Raw genomic sequence first — 19,685 nt, forward strand, 5'->3', positions numbered from 1 at the left:
GCTTGGGTGTGGAGTGGGAACGATGCAGATATGAGCGATCGCCCATTCTCCTAGCTAGACAAATAGTTACTAGGAATTACTAACAATTCCCGCCTCGCTGTAAGTTGTTGGCTGGGGTTGCTGCAAGCGCTGCCGAAAATCTTCTACTGTCAGTTTTAATCCTTCTGATAGAGGCAAAGTTGGTTCCCAGCCCAGCCAGGTTTTAGCGCGGGTAATATCTGGGCGGCGACGGCGCGGATCGTCTTGCGGAAGGGGCGCAAATTTGATTTCTGCTTGAGGGTTCACCAGATTGCGAACTGCTTCAGCTAGTTCTAGAATGGTATACTCGTCTGGATTGCCTAGATTGACAGGACCAATTTGCTCTCCATTCATCAATCGCATTAATCCTTCTACCAAGTCAGACACGTAGCAAAAACTGCGAGTTTGAGAACCATCACCATACACCGTCATCGGCATATTCTTCAAGGCTTGTACGACTAGGTTACTCACAACTCGTCCATCGTTTTCTAACATGCGGGGACCGTAAGTATTAAAAATCCGCGCCACGCGAATATCGACATCGTTTTGTCGATGGTAGTCAAAGGCGAGAGTTTCAGCAATGCGCTTGCCTTCGTCATAACAAGAGCGAATGCCAATTGGATTGACGTTACCGCGATACTCTTCGGTTTGCGGGTGGATTTCTGGATCGCCATAGACTTCTGATGTAGAAGCTAGTAGAAATCTTGCTTTGACCCGCTTTGCTAGTCCTAGCATATTCAACGTTCCCATCACATTAGTTTTGACGGTTTTAACTGGGTTGAATTGGTAGTGAACGGGAGACGCAGGACAAGCCAGGTGATAAACTTGGTCTACTTCTAGGCGAATTGGTTCGGTGATGTCGTGACGGATTAATTCAAAGTAGGGATGATTCATCCATTTCAAGATGTTACGCTTGTGTCCGGTGTAGAAGTTGTCTAGGCAGATAACTTCATGTCCCTGTGCCATTAATCGGTCGATCAGGTGAGAACCTATAAATCCAGCGCCGCCAGTGACCAAAATTCTCATAAATTTTCTTGTTAGTTACAGCAGTCTTAACTAGACTCGTTAAGTATTTTTATCAGAACTGTGCTTCTGTGACAAACGATCTGTGATGCAATCGTGCATACAAAAGTTCGATTGGCAGTGCTAAACGGAAAAGTCTAGCATACCAACACACATGCTTAGTTGATTATTCCCTAAGTTAAACAAAAACTAACGATCGCTAGTTACAAAAACCATGATAGTAGGACAAAATTCACGAAATCTAAAAATAATCTTTATAAAATTTGTTGTATTTATGTGCTAGGGGCTACCAGATGCCAGGCATCAGGTGTCAGTTGTCAGTGTAGAGACGTTACATGTAACGTCTCTACACTGTTATCCTCACTCCTCACTCCTCGCTACTCGCTGAAAAGCTGGCTGGTTGTGGTTCGCCTAGCATGATCAAAGAACAAGCGATCGCTTTAATTAACTGGGTTGTAGTATCGGCGATTGTTAAACCGCCAGCACTCGTTCGTCGCCTAGTGGAACGTATGACGACGAGATCGCAGTCCTTGGCTACTTCTAGAATTGCTTGAGTGACGTTAGGGTGAGGTTTAATGCGAATTTCTGGGTGGTCTGGTAAAGCCAGCTTATCAACCAACAGAGAGAGTTGCGATCGTATCCAAGCGACTCTGCCTGGAGTTGTATTGCGATCGCAGATGTGGATCAAAACAATATGCGCTCCATTTGCTGCGGCTAACAAACTGACAAATCTCAAGACGCTAACCGCTTGCGGTGTAATATTCTCTACTGGGACTAAGATTTGTCTAAATTCTTTGGGCGATTTGAGTAAGCGGCTAACAGCTACCGGACAGTGAGCTGCCCATAAAACGCTATCGATGACATTACCAAATAAGCGGGCGCGTAAACCAGTGCGTTGTCCCCAGCCCATGACAATTAAACTAGCGTGTTGCTCTTTGGCAGCGCGACTAATTCCTTGAGCGATCGCATCGTCAATCCTTAATAAAGGTTCTGCTTCTACTCCCAGTTCGCGGCTTAAGTTGGTGGCATTTTCTAGTAGGCTATCGCCGCGTTTAAAGGCTGCTTCTAATTGGGGTGCATCCATATGAGCAGTAGCTTTGGCGATCGCTAGAGGAAGGATTCTACCCTGAGCTTGGCGAGCGAGTAAAGCTGCCATTTCAATTAAGTAACGCTCTGTTTTTGGGTTGTATACGGGAACCAAGACACCAAATGGATGTGTTGCCGTTTCACCTGTACTCCAATAAGGCGATCCTAGCTCTGGTTCTAATTCTTGAGTAGCATCGATCAAAGTGGGGGCTACCCGACTCGTGACCAGTGGACCGAGAGTTGCAGTTACGAGTAACAGTACGATGACGCTGTTTAACACCTCTTTAGTCAACAATCCTGCCTCGTAACCTACTAGCGTAGCTGCTAGAGTTGCTCCTACCTGTGGTACTGACAAAGACCACATGGTCAGCATTTCATTCCACTTGTAGCGATAAATCAGTTTGGCAAAATATGCTGCTAAAAACTTACTAACGATCAAACCAGTGACAATAGCTAAAGTTAGCGTGATGGAGTTAACGCTGGCAATGAAAGCGGGAATATCAATGAGCAATCCAAGGCTGACAAAGAAAATCGGAATAAACAAGACGCTGCCGACGAACAGCACTTTTTCTTTGACTGGTCCTTCCCCAACGGCATCATTCACTGCCAAACCAGCCAGGAAAGCGCCGACAATCTTTTCTACACCAATTAACTGAGCGCCTACTGCTGCAAGAAATACTGCTAGTAAGACAAATAAAAACTGATTGCCTTCATCGTCACTCGATCTCTTGAAAAATTCTTTGCCTGCGCGATCGAATCCAAACAAAACTACGACTGAATAGATGACCAAAGAGCCAATTAAAGTGGCTAGTCGGGTAGCAGAGAAATCCCCCTGATGAATAGCTACACAAATGGCTAGTACTAACAACGCACCAATATCGGTGAAGATAGTCGCCCCAATCGTAACGGTGACAGCTTCATTTTTCACGACTCCCAAGCGGCTGACGATCGGATATGCCAGTAAGGTGTGAGAAGCAAACAGGGAACCAATGAGGATAGAAGTGTTCCATTTACCAGGAAAGAAAATTAGCCCTACTGCTGTGCCCATGATTAGGGGGACTAAGAAAGTAAAGCTACCAAAAGTTAACGAGCGATTCCGTGTTTGCCGAAATTGCTCCATATCAATTTCTAAGCCTGCCACAAACATCAGATAAACTAACCCGATTTCTGGCAACAAATCCATTGGTGGCGCTCCCCGCTCTAGTACCCCTAACCCTTGGGGACCCAGCACTACCCCTGCTGCTAGCAATCCGACTAATCCTGGGACTTTCAAGAAACGCTCGAATACCAGTGGTACGAATAAGATGACTAACAGCAGAATTAAAAATGGAACTATTGGTTCTTTGGTGATGCTTTCAGAGGCTGGTGCAGCAGCAAATACGTGTAGTAGATGTTCCATGTATATTCGAGCGGGCAGCGATCGCGCCAGATAAGTAAATAAATAACAGGGTGGTAGACCCTACCCTGCCAGCGAGTGAAAATTCACTATGAAGATAATGGAATTTTCACATAAAAAAGACCTATCTGGAGGGGGATTCATCTGAATCAGATTGGGAACTGGCGATCGGTAACGATTGGTTATTTGTTGTCGATCGCAGTCCGAGCGCAGAAATAGTGTTTGAGGACAAAGCTACCAATTACAGTTGCTCGATAAATGTGCGAGGCGATCGGCAAGAGTTTGTTGGCGAAAAAGAAGTTATGTTGCTGCGATCGTTTTGCTGGAACAATCTCGATCTTTTTATTGTCACCCTGTAAAGTTTCTCTTGAAGCGACAAACTATTTTTGTAGTCCAGAGTGTTGAACTATAAACGATCGGCTTTCAGAGAGCGGCATTTGAGAGCTACGAATGATTTAGAATTACTAAACATGTAAATTTTCATCAAACACTAGATGTACTTTTGCAAAAATACAAACGAGTTAGGGTACTATCCATTTCCTAAACAATTTTCGAGAAAGGTAGGCGTAGAAAGTTGGTTCGGGAAAATCAAAATCTGAAGAATTCAACTTGGCTCGATTTGGTAAAAATCTGTTTTAGATAAAGAAAAAATTCAGTGCGAATTAATGATAATCAACGACAAATTCAGTAGTAACTAGCCCCATCTTAAGTTATATAGATTGACGAAAATATAACCTCCCTATTGGTAGAGTCATGTTTCCAACTTCGGACTGAGGAAATTTAAAGTTCTGTAAGTAATAAATAGGAATAACAGCACAAACAACAAAACAAGAATTTGTATTTGTGCCAGTGTTGTCGATACCGAACAAAAGGGGGGTAAAAAAATGGCAGTAGGTCAGCACAAGCGAGCTGTCGGTGTGTTTGCCAATCGCCACGATGCGGAAACTGCGATCGCGGAGCTAAAAAGTGCGGGATTTCCCATGCACAAGGTCACGATTATCGCCCAAGATGCAGACCGCAAAGCCGATGTTGCTGGCGTAAACGTTCAAGATAAAAACCAAGCTGGCAACAAAGCCGATGAAGGTGCAACCGCCGGAGCGCTCACGGGTGGAACTTTGGGAGGTATAACTGGTTTACTCGTGGGTCTAGGAGCTTTGGCAATACCTGGAGTCGGTCCCATTATGGTAGCTGGGGAGTTAGCTACAGTTTTGACGACTACAGTAGCAGGTGGTGCGATCGGTGCGGCTGCGGGTGGTCTTGTTGGTGCTTTAATCGGTTTGGGAATTCCAGAAGAACGCGCTCAAGTTTATAGCGATCGCGTCGATCGAGGCGATTATCTCGTGATTGTCAAAGGTTCTGATGAAGAAATTGCTAGAGCAGAAGCAATTCTCAACCATCGTGGGATTGAGGAATATGGCGTGTACGACGCTCGCGATGTCGATCCAACGCCCTCCGCTACGCCTATGGGGAGCAGTTATACAGACACAACTGCCGACTATACTCCTGCCGCTACAGGAATGCCAGTTGGTTACAGTGCTGGTTATATGCCAGGGATGACTCCAACCGCAGATTATGCACCTGGAACTGTCGCACCTGGAACTGTAATGCCTGCGGCAGATAGATCGCTGTATCGTAGAAAGCGGGCTGTGGGTGCATTTACCAGCCGCCACGATGCGGAAACCGCACTTAATCAATTGCGGGAATCTGGTTTTCCGATGGATAACGTGAACGTAGTATCCAAGAACGCAGACCGAATCGATAATATTGCTGGTGCAGATGTAAAGAAGAACGTTGGCAATAAAGCTGACGAGGGTGCAGCTGCCGGAGCGTTAACCGGTGGTGCTATTGGGGGAATTGGCGGTCTTTTAGTTGGTTTAGGCGCTTTAGCGATCCCTGGAATTGGTCCAGTTATGCTTGCGGGTGCAACAGCAACAACCATAGCTACCGCACTTTCAGGTGGTGCTATTGGTGCAGCAGCAGGAGGTCTTGCGGGTGCGTTGGTTGGTTTAGGCATTCCTGAAGAACGCGCCAAAGTTTACAACGATCGACTCTCCAGAGGAGATTATTTAATTTTCGTAGATGGTACGGAGGAAGAAATTCGTCAAGCTGAGGCAGTTCTGCATCATCGTGGGATTCAAGAATGGGGGATCTACGATGCACCCGATGCCGATACTCCTCGCCGGAGCGAATATGCTGCAACCGACACCCGCGACACCGTTCGTACGGGTGATGTCATTGACTCCGATACCCGTCGCACCACTTACGACGCAGACGTAGTAGAAACCGATACTCGTCGCACTAATTACGACTCGGGTGTAGTCGATCCTAACGACCCTAAAGTCATCATCGTTGATAAACGCGACTCGACTCTATAAGCGTTGTGGTTGACAGTTGACGGCTGAATGTTAACCGTTAACTGTCAACAGATACTCAATAAAATTGTTTGAACTACTTTCCATTGAGAGACTGAGAAATGAAAAGATTATTTCCATTATTACTGGGTGGCTTTATTGCCCTTGGTGCATTTGGGTGTGAAGCGGGTGTAGAAAAAACCAGTACCGAAGCTCCTAATTCAGCTAATCAAACTGGTGAGGTAGCTAACACTGAAACTGCTCAGCAAAATCAAGCTGACGCGACAGATGAAACTCGCAAAAGACAGCTAGAGTCTGATATTAGAGCTAGAGAGCAGCGCAACAACGCTACTGGGGGAGATGCTCAACGAGCTGACGCAGATTTAGAAAGCGAAGTCCGTAGCAAGTTAGAGGCAAATTTACCCGCAAGCCAATTAGCGGTTGAAGCTGAAGACGGAGCCGTGAAAGTTTCAGGTACAGTGCCGACTCAAGAGCAACTCGATCGCATTGAGCCTCTGGCAAGGGAAATTAAAGGGGTACAGCAAGTGAGCGTTAATGCCCAAATTGCCCCAGCACAGCAAAAACCAGAAAGCTAATAGTTCCAGTATACAAGGCGATCGCCTCTTTACTATCTTGAGTAAAGAGGCGATCGCTTTATGGTCATGGATTTAGATTTAGATGATCTTGGCAGCTCGCAGACCGAATAATAAACCTACAGCCAGAGCGAAGAATCCACCTAAAAAGCCGATGTAAGCAACAACTCCCAACATTTCTGTAATTTTCCCAAAAATAACTAAAACTATTGAAACATTTATTGAGATAGAATACAGCCTACAGACGATTGGTAGTTGGTAATTGGTAATTGGTAGTTGGCAATGTCTCCCTCAGCAACCTTGCGCCTCCTCTGCTCCTCTTGCTCCCTGCTCCCTCATAACTGATATGCATATAATTGATGTAAATATACCTCAGCAGGCTTATAAAATCGCGATCGCAGCGCCAGGATTGGATCGTCTAGGTGAGTGGATGGGCGAACTCAACTTGGGGAAAAAGGTTTTGCTGGTTTCTAACCCAGCGATTTTTAAACAATATGGGGAAAGGGCGATCGCTTCTTTGCAAGCGGCTAGTTTTGATGCCACTAGCTGTATCCTCCCAGCTGGAGAACAATATAAAACCCTTACTTCAGTTCAAAAGATTTACAATGCAGCCCTAGAAAAGCGCTTAGAACGGTCTTCAACCTTGGTAGCTTTGGGCGGTGGTGTGATTGGCGATATGACGGGTTTTGCCGCTGCTACGTGGCTGCGAGGGGTTAATTTCATTCAAGTTCCTACTTCCCTGCTAGCAATGGTAGATGCAGCCATTGGCGGGAAAACGGGTGTGAATCACCCCCAAGGCAAAAATTTGATTGGGGCATTTCATCAACCAAGATTAGTTCTCATCGATCCGCAAGTCCTGCAAACTCTCCCTGCAAGAGAACTTCGGGCGGGAATGGCAGAGGTAATTAAGTATGGTGTGATTTGGGATGCAGAGTTATTCGCTCAGATGGAACAGAGTAAACGCTTAGACCAAATGCGCTATTTGGGTGCGGATTTACTCCAAAATATTCTCAATCGTTCTTGTCAAGCAAAAGCTGATGTGGTGAGCAAGGATGAAAAAGAAGCAGGACTGCGGGCAATTCTTAATTACGGTCATACTATCGGTCATGCTGTAGAAAGTTTGACTGGTTATCGTGTCGTCAACCACGGCGAAGCTGTAGCGATAGGAATGGTAGCCGCCGCTCAAATTGCTGTCACACTGGGAATGCTTTCCTCAGAAGATGCTATTCGTCAAGATGCATTGATTCAGAAAGCTGGTTTGCCTACACAGTTACCACCAGGGATAGATATTGCAGCAATTATCGATGCTTTGCAAACTGACAAAAAAGTCAAAGACGGGAAAGTAAGGTTTATTTTACCGACTCAAATTGGTGCGGTTGAAATTAGCGATAAAGTATCATCGAACATAGTGTCTCAAATATTACAAAAAATGGCGGCAGATAGCTAGGTATTTCTTAGTCTAGAATCCCGTTCAACTACTTAGTAAAAAATAGTTCGACTCATATATCAAAGCAACGTACAACAGTATTATTTTACTGATGATTTCCGTATTTTCTTTTAAATATGTAGTAATTAAAATTACTTGCGTGTTTTCTCCTCAAGTTTCAGCATCTTTATTTATTAAAAAGAATTACAAATATCGGCGACTTTTCGCAAAAGAAATCACCCCTTCTGTATAAACATTTAGCAATTTAAGAATATAGATGATAAAGGTTGGTAAAGTGCTTAAGCTCCAATCTATTTTGCGCTGAATCAGTAAACATTGGGCTTGAGGCAACAGGAGTTTTTTAAAATTATTCCTGAAACAGAATACGAAAAAGTGATACTAATAACCAAAGATCGAACTAATAGGGTTAGTTATGAGTAACAATGTCTTTGTACAATTTCTTAGTGACAACGTAAAAAAGTCTAAATTTTGGATTTATATAACTTGTTTTCTTTTTGGTTTAGCCCTGGCATTTAAATTAGATTTGAATGTTATCAGCTTAAACATTACTTGGAATTTACGTTTAGTAATTGGAGTAGCATTAGGGTTATTAACGGGTGCGATCGCAACTTCACTTTATAAGTTAGGTTGCTCTGATTATATCAAGAGGAATCTTTGGAAACGTACAAAGTTTTGGATTGATATAACTTGTTGTCTTTTTGGTTCGGCGATCGCATTTGTAGTGGGACTTACTATTGATAGCTTGAATCTCTCTAGTTGGATCGCGCTTCTCATTACTGGAGGAGTCTTGGGGCTAGTAGCGGGCAGAATCATGGCTTTCCTCTACAAATTTAAATGGTCTGGTTTTCAAGACAAACAGCTTTGGGATTGGATGCAATTATTGATTCTCCCTATACTTGTTGCTACGGGAAGCTTTCTAATCGGTAATCAAGTAGATAGAAGAGAAGCAAAGCAAACAGATCTTCGCAAACAACAGGAAATACTCAGGTTATATTTTGACCAAATGAAAACATACACAGATAGACCATATGTACGAAGTCTTTTACGTAAGCTTACCGAAATCAGAGGTGAAATAGTTTTCACCGATCGCCAGTTAGAGGAGATAGAAAAAATCCAAATTAATGCCAACCCAGACTTACAGACAGTTAAATCTTTAACATATACAATCCTCAAAGAGTTAGATAGCGAACGTAAAAGTCAAGTGTTTAGATATTTATATGATATCGGTTTGATCAGATTAGAGATTCCAAGCACGGGAAATAAAAAAATTGGAGAGAAAGAAGTTAAATGTACTAGACCTTCACGAACAGTCGGAAATAAATATGTTTTTGAATCAGCGATTCAACTTGAAAATGCAAATTTTGAAGGAGTCGATCTAAGTAAAAGGAATCTCACAAAGGCTAATTTTTGTAAGATGAGATTAAATCAAGCAAACTTATCTGAATCAAATCTTACTTTAGCGAACATCAATGGCGCAGACTTAACTAGAGTAAACCTGGACTGGGCAAAATTTACTGATATTGAATTTGATTATGTCGGAGATATCGATTGGAAATATAGACTAGTTATGATGCTTCATGAAGATCCGAAAGTTTTAAAGAGATTGAAAAAAGATCCGAAAACAGTAGAAAGATTGCAAGCAGAAAATTCTGAAAATAGTAAGTCTCTAACCATTAATAACTTTTTTTATAATCGTAAAGATTTATCCAAGACAAATTTGCAAAACTTAGATTTTTCAGATGCCGACCTCAGAGATTTTAATTTAGAAAATAGCAATTTATCGTCGGCAAAATTAGCTGGAGCCGATCTAAGTCAAGCTAATTTAAAAGATGCCATACTTGACCGAGTGAACATCAATGATGCTAAGGGATTAGAATCTGCAAAAGGATTGAGCGAGAAATTACAGTTATTAATGAAGATCGTGCGTAAAGAAGTTGTTCTAAAAAGGGAATTGCGCGGGAAGGATCTGAGTAACATGAATTTGGATAACCTAGATTTGACAGGCGCTGACTTAACTGCTGCTAACTTAGAAGGGTCGTCTATGAAAGGAATTAAACTAAGTGGAGCTAACTTAACGGAAGCTATTCTAGAAAACACAGATTTGACTGACGCAAATTTGATTGGCGCAAAATTAGTTAAAACAAACCTACAAAATTCAACTTTAGTAAAAGCTCGTTTAGATAAGGCAAAGCTTACCCTAACAAGTTTTCAAGGCTCTAATCTGCAAGACGCAACAATGCATGGAATTAAAGCATACGCCGCTAACTTTGAAGAAGCAAAGATGAGTCGCGTACAACTAAATAGTATTGACCGCAAAAACCGCACACTTTTAAATAGCTGTTCGATGGGTCGCGTCGATCTAAATGATGCAAATTTGACTGAAACAGATTTAATATCAGTTGATTTATCTAACTCAACATTGCAAAGAGCGACGATGAAAGGAGCTAACCTAACTACTTCTAGACTTATATCCGTAGATTTAAGTGATGTCAAGGAACTCTCAAAAGCTACATTTAAAGGAACTGAGTATTACGACACGTCTTTTCCGAAAAAATTCAATCCTAAAAAATACGAGCAACAATCATTAAGAGAAATTCCAGGTGAAGAACTCTTCTCAATGTTAGCCAAATAATAATTTCGACCATTTTTTTAATAGATTGAGAGGTTTTCAATGTTATTTCAAACAATTTCTTTGAGCTTGAATCTTTTTCTATTTTTGCCTATTCTTTCTAATTTATCTGTTGAAACTAAGAACTGTCAGCAACTCTCTAATTGCAGCAAACAGAAAATTATCGTCGGACGACGTACAGACAATTCGAGAAATTCTCCCCCTCCAAAAAAAACTTGCACAGATGAAGGTAAAGACTATCAAGAAGGTGAAGAAATTCAAAGAGATGGGGTGAAGTTTATCTGCAAAGATGGAAAGTTTGTGCCTCGCGATGAATAATCTTCATCAATTTGAAGCAGATTCAATCAAAAAATTTTACAGTTGATTTTTGGAGGTTATGATGAAATTCAAAGTACTGATGCTAGCTAGTTTACTTACTTTTTGTAGTATGCCCCCTGCTCGTGCTGCTTACGAGCCATGTTATCTAGATGGAAGATGGTACGAGCATGGTACTCGCATAGGTTCTTATATTTGTCAACACGGTCAATGGCTACCAATTTAATAGTCTTCGCGATCGCTAACTACTTCAAGTATAAAAATGCAAAATCTTATGTCTTGACTACCGCTTTACTACCTTTAAATATCCCGTTGGATCTTCTGCTACCCATCCCAAATCGGAAGCGTAGCGAATTTCAAAATGTAGGTGGGATTGAGTCGATGTCGGTGAACCTGTATTACCTACCGTTCCTAAAATTTGCCCCAATTTAACAGTTTGACCAGCTTTGACACCGATCTTTTGTAGTTGGGCATAGCGGCTTTGTTTACCCTCTTGGTGGTTAATGACGACTAAATTGCCATAAGCCCCTTGTTCGCCAGCAAACGCTACTGTTCCCACGCCTACTGCCCTCACAGGGGTTCCAATGGCGGCTTCTAAGTCTAAACCACTGTGAAAGAAAACTTTTCCCGTACTAGCATTCAACTGCCAGCCATAAGCCAAAGCTACTGTTGCTGCTTTTGGCAGTGGATACCTTGTTAGAATGCCTTTGGCAGTATTAGAAGGCAGCTGGGGCGACCAATTCACCCCAGGAACGAAAACCTCTTTGGCAACTGGTTGACAGCCGTTGGCTTCAAACAAGACATCAGAACGAACTTGATACCTTTCGGCTAGCTGCTGCCATGTTTCTTCTGGCGTGGCATTGACTTTGATGCCGTTATAGGGAGGAATAACTATCTTACTGCCAACTGGCAACTTTCCATTTGGCAAATTACGACTTTGCAAAATGGGATTCATTCCGATCAAAGTAGCTGGAATAAGATTGTATTGTCGAGCTATGCTGTCTAAAGTATCGCCTGGTTTGACTGAATGGCGAATTAGGCGAGATAAAGCAGCTGGGGGACAAGTTGTCGTCTGACTAGTGCCGTTCGGATTGGCTTGAGCCATTATTGGAATAACACATTCTAAAAGTGTTGCTAGTAGGAGTAGCCTCCAGCACGAAATCTTAAGGTGGAAAGCGTGTAAGGCTATTGCTCGATCGCACTTAGTAATTAGCATCTACGTTTCTGGCTATAGGCGCAAAATTTATGGGTTTGTCGTTAAAAACACTGGCTTTCTCTTCTACTTTACTTGTCTTGGGTGGCAGTGCTGGTTTTTGGGGCAGTCGCTATGTCGATTTTCATTTCTCTCCCCAACCAAAAACGATTGCTGTTGCCGTACCACCAACTGCTTCAGGAGGAAGAACGTCTTCAGTAGGTGGGTTAGCAGTCGCAAGCGATCGCAATTTTATCGCTACTGCCGTCCAGCAAGTGGGACCAGCTGTCGTGAGAATTAATGCGACCCGTAAAGTTGCCAATCAATTACCCGAAGCATTTAACAATCCTCTATTCCGCCGCTTTTTTGGCGGACAGAAACCGATTCCTGACGAAAGAATCGAACGCGGGACTGGTTCTGGATTTATTCTCAGTCCTAACGGTCGGTTATTGACCAATGCCCATGTCGTCTCCGAGGCAAGAACGGTTCAAGTCACGTTGAAAGACGGTCGCACATTTGAGGGCAAAGTTGTCGGTGTCGATCCGGTGACGGATGTTGCTGTTGTCAAAATTAACGCTCGTAATTTGCCGCGAGTCAAGCTCGGTAACTCAAAAAATTTAATTCCTGGGCAGTGGGCGATCGCGATCGGCAATCCTTTAGGCTTAGATAACACCGTCACGATTGGAATTATCAGCGCTACCGACCGCACGAGCGCCCAAGTTGGCGTACCAGATAAGCGGGTTACATTTATTCAAACTGATGCGGCAATCAATCCTGGTAATTCTGGTGGACCCTTACTAAATACTGAAGGGGAGATCGTGGGTGTCAACACGGCAATTCGTACCGATGCTCAAGGACTCGGTTTTGCCATTCCGATTGAAACTGCTGCCCGCGTTGCCAATCAGTTATTTAGCAAAGGACGCATTAGCCATCCTTTTTTGGGCATTCAAATGATCGATTTAACCCCCGCATCGAAAACTGAAATCGCTCAGGAAACCGATTTAAAGGTCGAAATCGATTCTGGCGTACTCATCGTGCGCGCGATCGCTGAATCTCCGGCGGCTCAAGCTGGGCTGCGGGCGGGAGACGTGATTCAAAAAATCAACGGCAAGATGGTAGCTAAATCGTTGCAAGTTCAAGAACAGGTGGAATTAACGACCTTGGGAACAACTTTGACACTAGAAGTCAATCGCCAGGGTGTCATTCAGACTTTTCATGTCAAACCAGGCGCTTATCCCGCCGACGAACTCAGTTAAGCTTGTAGCGCTTAATCTCCACCATTAGACTCTTGAGGCGAGGTAGCGGCATCAGCTAAATTTTCTAGCTGCATTCTTTGTTCCATTTGCCGCAGAAAATATCCTGTCATCATGGCTGATGCTAAAATTCCTGCTAGATTCTCGCGATCGGTCACGATTTTCACGTTGAATTGCTCTGAAGGTAACATTCCTACCAGCCCTTGGACGTTTTGGGAGATGATTTGTTGAATGTCTGGGCTGACAGACTTAGCAACGCGGGCTAGAATTTCCGGCGATTGCTGTTGGAGATATTTCAACAATGAGTTAGCTTGCGTTTCTTCGCGATCGCTCAAAAAGTCAGGATTAAAGGTCATAAGCAGTGTCTTGTTGCTGTAGTATCGAATCTATGGGATTGAGGATTTTTCTATACTAAAAACTAATAACTAAGTGCTAACATTTAGCTATTGTAGCTTTCACGCTAGGGCAACTCATTTTTTTTACCTGCGTTGGGAATGCAGTTTAGTTTACCGCTCGGTCAAATTTCCCTGGCTGGGTGAGAGCTAGAATCATTCTTGGTACGTCAACTAACCCCGATATAATATACCCAACACTCGCTTTTTGGTGTTTTCTCAGTTAGAGCTGAACCTGTTACAGGCAAACCTTGCGGACTAGAATATTAATTTTTTTTACTGATTCATTAAATAAATTGTATCAGATGTTTTGAGGCTCGAATAGAGAGTTTACGTCCTCAGAATAGAGCAGGATAGTAAAAAACTAGTAATAATCGGCAAAATGCGATTAACAACCGCAGAATCGAGCTATTTTACCTGAAACAAGCTACAGAAAAGAGATATTTGCCCTAGTCCTTATGTTTGCTCAACGAGATAAATTACTTTCAATCCCCTCAGCTATCTTCTAAATCGTCACCCAGCTCTAGCTGCTGATACTTAGATTGCTTGCGTTCCTGCCCCAGAAGTTGCGGTAGTTGTTCGACTTGGAAGTATTGATGAAATTTTTCGGTTAATTGAAGTAGGGAGGAGCGAGAATCTGACTGGCGGCGTTTGCGGACGAATCCTTGTTCTACTAATTCTTGAACGTGTTGGTAAGCACTAGAGCCGCGCAGCTCGACGAGTTGATTTTGAGCAATTGGGCTGTGAAGGGCGATCGCTGCTAACGTGCGTAAAGCCCCCACTCCGAGTTCGAGAGGAATTAACCTCTGTACCAAGTTTTGAAAACCAGAGCGCAGTTGCAGACTGTAGCCTGTAGGCGTTTCGACGACCTCTAAGGCGCTGTCGCGACGGGCGTAGTCTTCAATCAGTTCGATCAGTCCTTCTTCAGCCGTAGGGCGATCGCACTGGGCGTATTCGGCAATTTCTGCGACTGATAGCGGTTTGCCTTTTAGGTAAAGAATTGCTTCGATTTGGGTTGATAGTTTGTGGGAAGTCGGGAGTCGGGAATCGGGAGTCGGTAGGGGCGGGTTTCCAAACCCGCCCGTACGGGAGTCGGGAGTCGGCAGTCGGGAAAGAGTGGTGCGTGGTGAGTGGTACGTGGTAAGTGTTTTTTCTCCCTCAGCTCCCTCAGCTCTCTTCTCTCCCTCAGCTCCCTCAGCTCTCTTTTCCACTGGCTCTTCTGCGGGCGGGTTTAGCTGAATTTTTTGTTTGTCTTTAGGCATATCTGTTAAACCCGCCCCTACAAATCCTTACTCCCTAGTTATGCTACTTGGGGTTGAACTAATTTGTCTGCACCCTGGATGACTTTTGCTGATTCGATTTTGTCACCTGCTTTCAGCTTTTCTAGAACTTCTTTACCCTCGGTAACGTAACCAAATACAGAGTAGCGCCCGTCTAGTAAGTTACGTCCGGCTGGAGTTAGTTCTGGCTCAAACAAAAAGAAGAAAAATTGGGAAGAACCACCGTCAGGCTCAAATTCCGGTCTTGCCATTGCAACTGCACCATAGGCAGAAAAGGGCAATACTGGTTCGTCAGTGTAACGACCGGCTTGCTCTAATGTTACGCCGTATGTAGGTTCCGAATCGCCTTTGACCAGAATTTCTAAAGGAACGGCGCGGTACTTACCCGTATTGGGGTCGATAAATCCTTGGTCTTTACCAGGGGGATCGCCTGTTTGCAAAACGTAGGAATCTTCAGCACGGATGAATTCTAATCCGTTGTAGAAGCCCCGTTGAACGAGATCGACAAAATTACCTGCGGTGACGGGGGCGCTGTAGCCGTCTACAACTACAGTAATGTCACCTTTATTGGTGTTAAATGCGATCGTTGCCCGTCCTTTGAGTTGAGGCAAGTTAGAGTATTGAGCGGGAACTTCATAGGGAAATTCTTTGACCATCAACTCTTCTAACTCGCTAACTAAATTGAGTATGTTAGCGCGTTCGACCCAGATATTTTCTTTATCTTTCTTATCTGTTGCTGCTTGAAGTTTGGGAATGCCATCTTTAATTTGAGCAATTATCTTTCCTGCTTGAGGCTGGCGTTCTGCGGGAACGCTACTCAGAATTTTTTCAGGATTAGAGATTGCCCTAGAAGCGCCTTTGAGGTCGTTAGCGATCGCACCCCAACGGCGGTTGGCTCGCAGTTGATTGGCAATATCTTCTAAACTTGCTTGCAGTTGCCTGACGGGTTGGTTGTCAATTGGCAGGGCGTAACGCAACAGAGCTTTACCATCAGTGATGGCATTTCCTGCTGGTAGTGCAGCGTAGGAGGTTGGAGTCCAGGCTGCTGCACTCAGACTCCAACAAAAGGCAATCATGCTAATTGCAATCGAAATATTTTTTAGCCAGCGTTGGCAAAATTTTGTCATGATCTAGCTCTGATAAGGGGTATGCTGCGAGGAATTTTTGCTCTCCATCGCACTGCGGCAATGGCAGGGCGCGGATACGCGCAACGCGACCTTCGCGCATAACTTAGTAAGACCCAATCGTCATTTTGCCATAGAGAGTGGTGCGTGAAATGCCTAATCCCTCACCCCTAATCTCTAACCCGACACAAAGGAGGTAAAATAGATTGCCGATTGTCCTGCACGATGAGTGAGTCTATTGTTCCATGATTTCTAGTAATGACTTTCGACCAGGCGTAAGTATTGTCCTAGATGGATCTGTTTGGCGGGTGGTGGAATTCCTTCATGTAAAGCCAGGGAAAGGCTCGGCTTTTGTGCGGACAAAGTTAAAAAACGTCCAGTCTGGTAGCGTAGTGGAACGAACCTTCCGTGCTGGTGAAACAGTTCCCCAAGCCAATCTAGAAAAGAGTACGATGCAACATACCTATAAAGATGGCGATGATTTCGTCTTTATGGAGATGGAAACCTACGAGGAAGCACGATTGACGGCGGCACAAATTGGCGATCGCGTCAAGTACCTCAAAGATGGCATGGAAGTGAATGTCGTCCGCTGGGACGAGCAAGTGTTGGAAGTAGAATTGCCTAATTCCGTCGTGCTAGAAGTCGTGCAAACCGATCCTGGCGTACGCGGCGACACGGCTACGGGTGGTACTAAGCCTGCTGTTGTCGAGACTGGCGCTACTATTATGGTTCCTTTATTTATTTCTCAAGGGGAACGCATTCGGATCGATACCCGTAACGATACTTATCTCGGTCGGGGAGAATGATTGCTTTTAGGAGTCATTTGTCATTTGTCATGTGTCATGAGTGGAATGACAACAAATGACTGATGACTGATGACAAATGACATTGAAGAGGGATTTGCTGTGTCACTGGATTTAAATGAAATACGTCAACTACTCTTGGCGTTGGATCGAACTGAAATTGAGGAACTCACCCTAAAAACTCAGGAATTTGAACTGACAGTACGTAAGGGTACGGGTAGTCAAAGTGCTGCACCTGCATCCGCTGTAGCAGGAGACAGCAGTAACCTAAGTACAACGGAGTTACACTTCGATTCTGCTAAAATGCCTGCTGGCATGGATTCAGTTTCTCGCCGAGTTGATTCTACTGCGATTAATTCCACCACAGTCTCAATGGCTGCGTCAGCACCCATAGAACAAAAGTTTGCGGAAATTCCTTCTCCTATGGTAGGAACTTTTTATCGCGCTCCTGCCCCAGGCGAACCGCCATTTGTAGAAGTTGGCGATCGCATTAGATCCGGTCAAACTGTCTGTATTATCGAGGCTATGAAGCTGATGAACGAGATTGAAGCCGAAGTATCTGGACAAGTCATGGAAATTTTGGTGCAAAATGGCGAACCAGTGGAATACGGACAGCCACTGATGCGCATAAACCCCGATTAATGGTTAACTACTTTAATTACCAGTTAACTATTTGGCATCACTGCCAACTATCTTGCGACATCTTTCTACGGGTCAATTCTAATGAAATTAACCAAGCCTGTACCTCCAGAGGTCATGCAACAAGTAGCAGAGTATTTCAGCTTGTTAAGCGAACCAATGCGCCTACGGCTGCTCAGCCTGTTACGCGATGGTGAAAAGTGCGTTCAAGAATTGGTGGATGCAACTCAGACTAGCCAAGCCAACGTTTCCAAACATTTAAAAATCATGTGGCAGGCAGGCATTCTCAGTCGCCGTAGTGAAGGCACTTCCGCCTACTACCGCGTTGAGGATGACATGATCTTCCAATTATGGAATCTTGTCTGTCATCGACTTGCTACCCGAGTCGAACATCAAGCCCGCCAATTTCGGGTACTCAATGGAAATGGAAAACGTTGAGGGGTTAACTATGCCACAGTTTGCTGCCAACGATCGCTGCGATCGCTGCTAATTTCATAATTCTTATCAAATGTAGCAGGCTAAAGTGTAAAGTTTTCTCCTAAACTTTGGCGTGACAGCGGTTGCTCTAACTCTAAGCCTTCGCCGCCCAAAACTTCCAGCGGCTCTCCTTCCACCTCAATCCAAACTTTGGCATTTGGATCGAGACTTGTTGCTGTGTAAATCACCTGTGCTACTCGCCCTGTCATAGCAGTACTACCACCACCAGCGGTGAAATCTTCTGATAAATTGACGTGAATTCCATCTTTCTCCACCTTTAGATCCCGCAGTGTTGTTCCTTGGGGAATGGTAGTACTGACAGATCCATCTTTTGGACCAGAGAGTAAGTTATCAAAAGCAGTTTTTAGAGCAGCCGTAGGCTGTTTTTTAATGTCAGCCGTTGTGGTGGCTGTAGTCGCAATCAGCTGCTGTCGTACTCCACTTCCCTTGAGCCAAAAGACTTCTACCTGTTGTTGTGCGACTGGTGGAGTTTGCGGCTTTGGCGCTTCTTGAATCCCGCTAATTGGTGGCGCAATTGGTCGAGTTGGTTTTTGGTTCGATTGCCAGTGCCACCAAGCTGCGCCGCCTCCTGCTGTCACTGCTACTGCCGCAATTCCTGCAACTAAGCCGCTAACTGGAATTCGGCGATTTTGTTGTTGTTTAACCATAGGGATAGTTCTCCTTGGGTGGACGCGAGATCGGTAAGATGAGGAGGCAAATTAGCAAATTATATATTAGCTGAGTCTATAACTTAGAATTCTGCAATGAAGGATTCTGCAACAAAGAGGAAGACGGATCGACGCGCACAAAAGTCACCAGATCTAATTTTTGGGCTGCTACTTTTAATTGTAAGATTCTCACTTGCAGTCCGTACACTTCCAGGCGACGGAAATCGAGTTCTTGGCTGAGATTCATGGCGATTTCGTCTACGATATTCTGAGCGACTGCTTCTCGATCGACTGTAACTGTTGGTTGAACGAGTTGAATTTGTCGCCCTCCTTTTACCGCTAATCCTGACTCAGCTACAATTGCCAGTGGTTCGTCGTCATCCTCTGCGGCTAGTTGGACTTGAAAGCGCAAGCGATTGTTGGCTAGTAGTTCTAGTCGTGGATTGACAAACTTATAATTAGAGCTAGACTCAGAGCGATCTCCCCCCAACTCTGGAATCACAAATTCCTGGATTTGCGCAATCAAGGTAGGTAAAGCTTGGTTAAGATCTGGTTGCTCTAGCAGCAAATGCACTCCTGCATGGAGCGATCGCCGTAATTTGAGCTTTTGCTTTCCTAGACTGCGCGGCTCGACATCAATCGGATCGGTTTCTAGTTCTAACCCAGCAATACGGATATTCTGCTGCTTTAGCCTTAAGCCTCGTCCAGCCAAGCGCACCCTTTCCACCTTCCCTTGTATAAGTTGGTAACTAGGTGCATTGTCTACGCGCACTTCTAGCCGCTCTGCGTGCTGTAATTGAGAGCGAATAGCATTTTCTGCCGTTCGATCTACAACTAACCCTGCCGGAGTCACTAAACCAAGTATGCCAGACAGAAGAATCGTAAAAAATTCCATTATGCGTTCGTTTCAAGGCATTTAGGCTATTTTTAGACTTCGATATTGAGTGTCAGACTCAAACTATACTAGGTTTTTATATTTGTTTAAATTCTTAAGTTTAG

General features: G+C 44.2%; 20 protein-coding genes. 11 read left to right on the forward strand and 9 right to left on the reverse strand.

The annotated features are described in order from the left end of the window. Positions 1 to 69: 69 nt before the first annotated feature. Entirely contained in the window at positions 70 to 1,044 is a 975-nt protein-coding gene (locus H6G17_RS24455; protein WP_192161193.1) for a UDP-glucuronic acid decarboxylase family protein, read from the reverse strand. A gap of 364 nt (positions 1,045 to 1,408) precedes the next feature. After that, positions 1,409 to 3,526, reverse strand: coding sequence for a cation:proton antiporter (locus H6G17_RS24460; RefSeq protein WP_192161194.1), 2,118 nt, complete (start codon positions 3,524 to 3,526; stop codon positions 1,409 to 1,411). Positions 3,527 to 3,741: 215 nt separating this feature from the next. Here H6G17_RS24460 and H6G17_RS24465 point away from each other — a divergent pair, with 215 nt between their 5' ends. The 3 genes from H6G17_RS24465 to H6G17_RS24475 all read left to right on the forward strand — a co-directional run bounded on the left by H6G17_RS24465 (position 3,742) and on the right by H6G17_RS24475 (position 6,470). Next, the gene (locus H6G17_RS24465) at positions 3,742 to 3,882 is read left to right on the forward strand and encodes a hypothetical protein (RefSeq protein WP_192161195.1); all 141 of its coding nucleotides are present in this window, start codon (positions 3,742 to 3,744) and stop codon (positions 3,880 to 3,882) included. Between the two features lie 525 nt (positions 3,883 to 4,407). Continuing rightward, a complete protein-coding gene (locus H6G17_RS24470) occupies positions 4,408 to 5,898 on the forward strand; it encodes a general stress protein (protein ID WP_192161196.1) in 1,491 nt (496 codons plus the stop codon). Between the two features lie 98 nt (positions 5,899 to 5,996). Next, entirely contained in the window at positions 5,997 to 6,470 is a 474-nt protein-coding gene (locus H6G17_RS24475) for a BON domain-containing protein (RefSeq protein WP_192161197.1), read from the forward strand. A gap of 78 nt (positions 6,471 to 6,548) precedes the next feature. Here the strand turns inward: H6G17_RS24475 and petL are convergent, their stop codons facing one another. Beyond that, the gene (gene petL, locus H6G17_RS24480; protein ID WP_192161198.1) at positions 6,549 to 6,644 is read right to left on the reverse strand and encodes a cytochrome b6-f complex subunit PetL; all 96 of its coding nucleotides are present in this window, start codon (positions 6,642 to 6,644) and stop codon (positions 6,549 to 6,551) included. Between the two features lie 169 nt (positions 6,645 to 6,813). Between petL and aroB the strand changes: the two genes are divergently transcribed. The 4 genes from aroB (at position 6,814) to H6G17_RS24500 (ending at position 11,084) form a co-directional block, all read left to right on the forward strand. After that, the gene (gene aroB / locus H6G17_RS24485) at positions 6,814 to 7,914 is read left to right on the forward strand and encodes a 3-dehydroquinate synthase (protein ID WP_192161199.1); all 1,101 of its coding nucleotides are present in this window, start codon (positions 6,814 to 6,816) and stop codon (positions 7,912 to 7,914) included. A gap of 412 nt (positions 7,915 to 8,326) precedes the next feature. Beyond that, positions 8,327 to 10,546 (forward strand): pentapeptide repeat-containing protein, encoded by a 2,220-nt coding sequence (locus tag H6G17_RS24490; RefSeq protein WP_192161200.1) that lies wholly within the window; start codon positions 8,327 to 8,329, stop codon positions 10,544 to 10,546. A 39-nt stretch (positions 10,547 to 10,585) separates the two neighbouring features. Further along, positions 10,586 to 10,861, forward strand: a complete 276-nt coding sequence (locus H6G17_RS24495; protein ID WP_192161201.1) for a hypothetical protein — start codon at positions 10,586 to 10,588, stop codon at positions 10,859 to 10,861. Positions 10,862 to 10,919: 58 nt separating this feature from the next. Then, complete coding sequence (locus tag H6G17_RS24500; protein ID WP_192161202.1) at positions 10,920 to 11,084, forward strand: hypothetical protein; 165 nt, start codon at positions 10,920 to 10,922, stop codon at positions 11,082 to 11,084. Between the two features lie 57 nt (positions 11,085 to 11,141). Here H6G17_RS24500 and H6G17_RS24505 read toward each other — a convergent pair whose 3' ends face one another. Continuing rightward, positions 11,142 to 11,963, reverse strand: a complete 822-nt coding sequence (locus tag H6G17_RS24505) for a M23 family metallopeptidase (RefSeq protein WP_192161203.1) — start codon at positions 11,961 to 11,963, stop codon at positions 11,142 to 11,144. Between the two features lie 140 nt (positions 11,964 to 12,103). Here H6G17_RS24505 and H6G17_RS24510 point away from each other — a divergent pair, with 140 nt between their 5' ends. After that, positions 12,104 to 13,306, forward strand: coding sequence for an HhoA/HhoB/HtrA family serine endopeptidase (locus tag H6G17_RS24510; RefSeq protein ID WP_192161204.1), 1,203 nt, complete (start codon positions 12,104 to 12,106; stop codon positions 13,304 to 13,306). Between the two features lie 11 nt (positions 13,307 to 13,317). On the opposite strand, the gene H6G17_RS24515 is transcribed toward H6G17_RS24510, so the two are convergent. From H6G17_RS24515 to H6G17_RS24525, 3 genes are all read right to left on the reverse strand, one after another. Continuing rightward, positions 13,318 to 13,659: a DUF760 domain-containing protein gene (locus H6G17_RS24515; protein ID WP_015155920.1), complete on the reverse strand. Its 342-nt coding sequence runs from the start codon at positions 13,657 to 13,659 to the stop codon at positions 13,318 to 13,320. Positions 13,660 to 14,189: 530 nt separating this feature from the next. Then, on the reverse strand, positions 14,190 to 14,705 hold the full coding sequence (gene scpB, locus H6G17_RS24520; protein WP_347276465.1) for an SMC-Scp complex subunit ScpB: 516 nt from the start codon (positions 14,703 to 14,705) through the stop codon (positions 14,190 to 14,192). A gap of 290 nt (positions 14,706 to 14,995) precedes the next feature. Next, positions 14,996 to 16,102 carry a peptidylprolyl isomerase gene (locus H6G17_RS24525; protein ID WP_192161205.1) on the reverse strand — a complete coding sequence of 369 codons (1,107 nt, stop codon included), beginning with the start codon at positions 16,100 to 16,102 and terminating at the stop codon, positions 14,996 to 14,998. A 242-nt stretch (positions 16,103 to 16,344) separates the two neighbouring features. Here H6G17_RS24525 and efp point away from each other — a divergent pair, with 242 nt between their 5' ends. From efp to H6G17_RS24540, 3 genes are all read left to right on the forward strand, one after another. Continuing rightward, the gene (efp, locus tag H6G17_RS24530) at positions 16,345 to 16,905 is read left to right on the forward strand and encodes an elongation factor P (protein WP_106548263.1); all 561 of its coding nucleotides are present in this window, start codon (positions 16,345 to 16,347) and stop codon (positions 16,903 to 16,905) included. Between the two features lie 99 nt (positions 16,906 to 17,004). Then, entirely contained in the window at positions 17,005 to 17,544 is a 540-nt protein-coding gene (accB, locus tag H6G17_RS24535) for an acetyl-CoA carboxylase biotin carboxyl carrier protein (RefSeq protein ID WP_106548265.1), read from the forward strand. An 81-nt stretch (positions 17,545 to 17,625) separates the two neighbouring features. After that, positions 17,626 to 17,979, forward strand: coding sequence for a metalloregulator ArsR/SmtB family transcription factor (locus tag H6G17_RS24540; RefSeq protein ID WP_015155914.1), 354 nt, complete (start codon positions 17,626 to 17,628; stop codon positions 17,977 to 17,979). A gap of 80 nt (positions 17,980 to 18,059) precedes the next feature. Here H6G17_RS24540 and H6G17_RS24545 read toward each other — a convergent pair whose 3' ends face one another. Together H6G17_RS24545 and H6G17_RS24550 are read right to left on the reverse strand one after the other, a co-directional pair. Further along, positions 18,060 to 18,686: a GerMN domain-containing protein gene (locus H6G17_RS24545; protein ID WP_192161206.1), complete on the reverse strand. Its 627-nt coding sequence runs from the start codon at positions 18,684 to 18,686 to the stop codon at positions 18,060 to 18,062. Between the two features lie 76 nt (positions 18,687 to 18,762). Further along, positions 18,763 to 19,581 carry a DUF2993 domain-containing protein gene (locus H6G17_RS24550; protein ID WP_192161207.1) on the reverse strand — a complete coding sequence of 273 codons (819 nt, stop codon included), beginning with the start codon at positions 19,579 to 19,581 and terminating at the stop codon, positions 18,763 to 18,765. Positions 19,582 to 19,685 lie beyond the last annotated feature (104 nt).

Source organism: Chroococcidiopsis sp. [FACHB-1243] (assembly GCF_014696895.1).
Taxonomy (GTDB): domain Bacteria; phylum Cyanobacteriota; class Cyanobacteriia; order Cyanobacteriales; family Chroococcidiopsidaceae; genus Chroococcidiopsis.

What these genes read in the sequence shown, in the direction of transcription:
- H6G17_RS24455 (WP_192161193.1), bottom strand. Translation starts at nt 1,044, where the DNA reads ATGAGAATTTTGGTCACTGGCGGCGCTGGATTTATAGGTTCTCACCTG.
- H6G17_RS24460 (WP_192161194.1), bottom strand. Translation starts at nt 3,526, where the DNA reads ATGGAACATCTACTACACGTATTTGCTGCTGCACCAGCCTCTGAAAGC.
- H6G17_RS24470 (WP_192161196.1), top strand. Translation starts at nt 4,408, where the DNA reads ATGGCAGTAGGTCAGCACAAGCGAGCTGTCGGTGTGTTTGCCAATCGC.
- H6G17_RS24475 (WP_192161197.1), top strand. Translation starts at nt 5,997, where the DNA reads ATGAAAAGATTATTTCCATTATTACTGGGTGGCTTTATTGCCCTTGGT.
- petL (WP_192161198.1), bottom strand. Translation starts at nt 6,644, where the DNA reads ATGTTGGGAGTTGTTGCTTACATCGGCTTTTTAGGTGGATTCTTCGCT.
- aroB (WP_192161199.1), top strand. Translation starts at nt 6,814, where the DNA reads ATGCATATAATTGATGTAAATATACCTCAGCAGGCTTATAAAATCGCG.
- H6G17_RS24490 (WP_192161200.1), top strand. Translation starts at nt 8,327, where the DNA reads ATGAGTAACAATGTCTTTGTACAATTTCTTAGTGACAACGTAAAAAAG.
- H6G17_RS24495 (WP_192161201.1), top strand. Translation starts at nt 10,586, where the DNA reads ATGTTATTTCAAACAATTTCTTTGAGCTTGAATCTTTTTCTATTTTTG.
- H6G17_RS24500 (WP_192161202.1), top strand. Translation starts at nt 10,920, where the DNA reads ATGATGAAATTCAAAGTACTGATGCTAGCTAGTTTACTTACTTTTTGT.
- H6G17_RS24505 (WP_192161203.1), bottom strand. Translation starts at nt 11,963, where the DNA reads ATGGCTCAAGCCAATCCGAACGGCACTAGTCAGACGACAACTTGTCCC.
- H6G17_RS24510 (WP_192161204.1), top strand. Translation starts at nt 12,104, where the DNA reads ATGGGTTTGTCGTTAAAAACACTGGCTTTCTCTTCTACTTTACTTGTC.
- H6G17_RS24515 (WP_015155920.1), bottom strand. Translation starts at nt 13,659, where the DNA reads ATGACCTTTAATCCTGACTTTTTGAGCGATCGCGAAGAAACGCAAGCT.
- H6G17_RS24525 (WP_192161205.1), bottom strand. Translation starts at nt 16,102, where the DNA reads ATGACAAAATTTTGCCAACGCTGGCTAAAAAATATTTCGATTGCAATT.
- efp (WP_106548263.1), top strand. Translation starts at nt 16,345, where the DNA reads ATGATTTCTAGTAATGACTTTCGACCAGGCGTAAGTATTGTCCTAGAT.
- H6G17_RS24540 (WP_015155914.1), top strand. Translation starts at nt 17,626, where the DNA reads ATGAAATTAACCAAGCCTGTACCTCCAGAGGTCATGCAACAAGTAGCA.
- H6G17_RS24545 (WP_192161206.1), bottom strand. Translation starts at nt 18,686, where the DNA reads ATGGTTAAACAACAACAAAATCGCCGAATTCCAGTTAGCGGCTTAGTT.
- H6G17_RS24550 (WP_192161207.1), bottom strand. Translation starts at nt 19,581, where the DNA reads ATGGAATTTTTTACGATTCTTCTGTCTGGCATACTTGGTTTAGTGACT.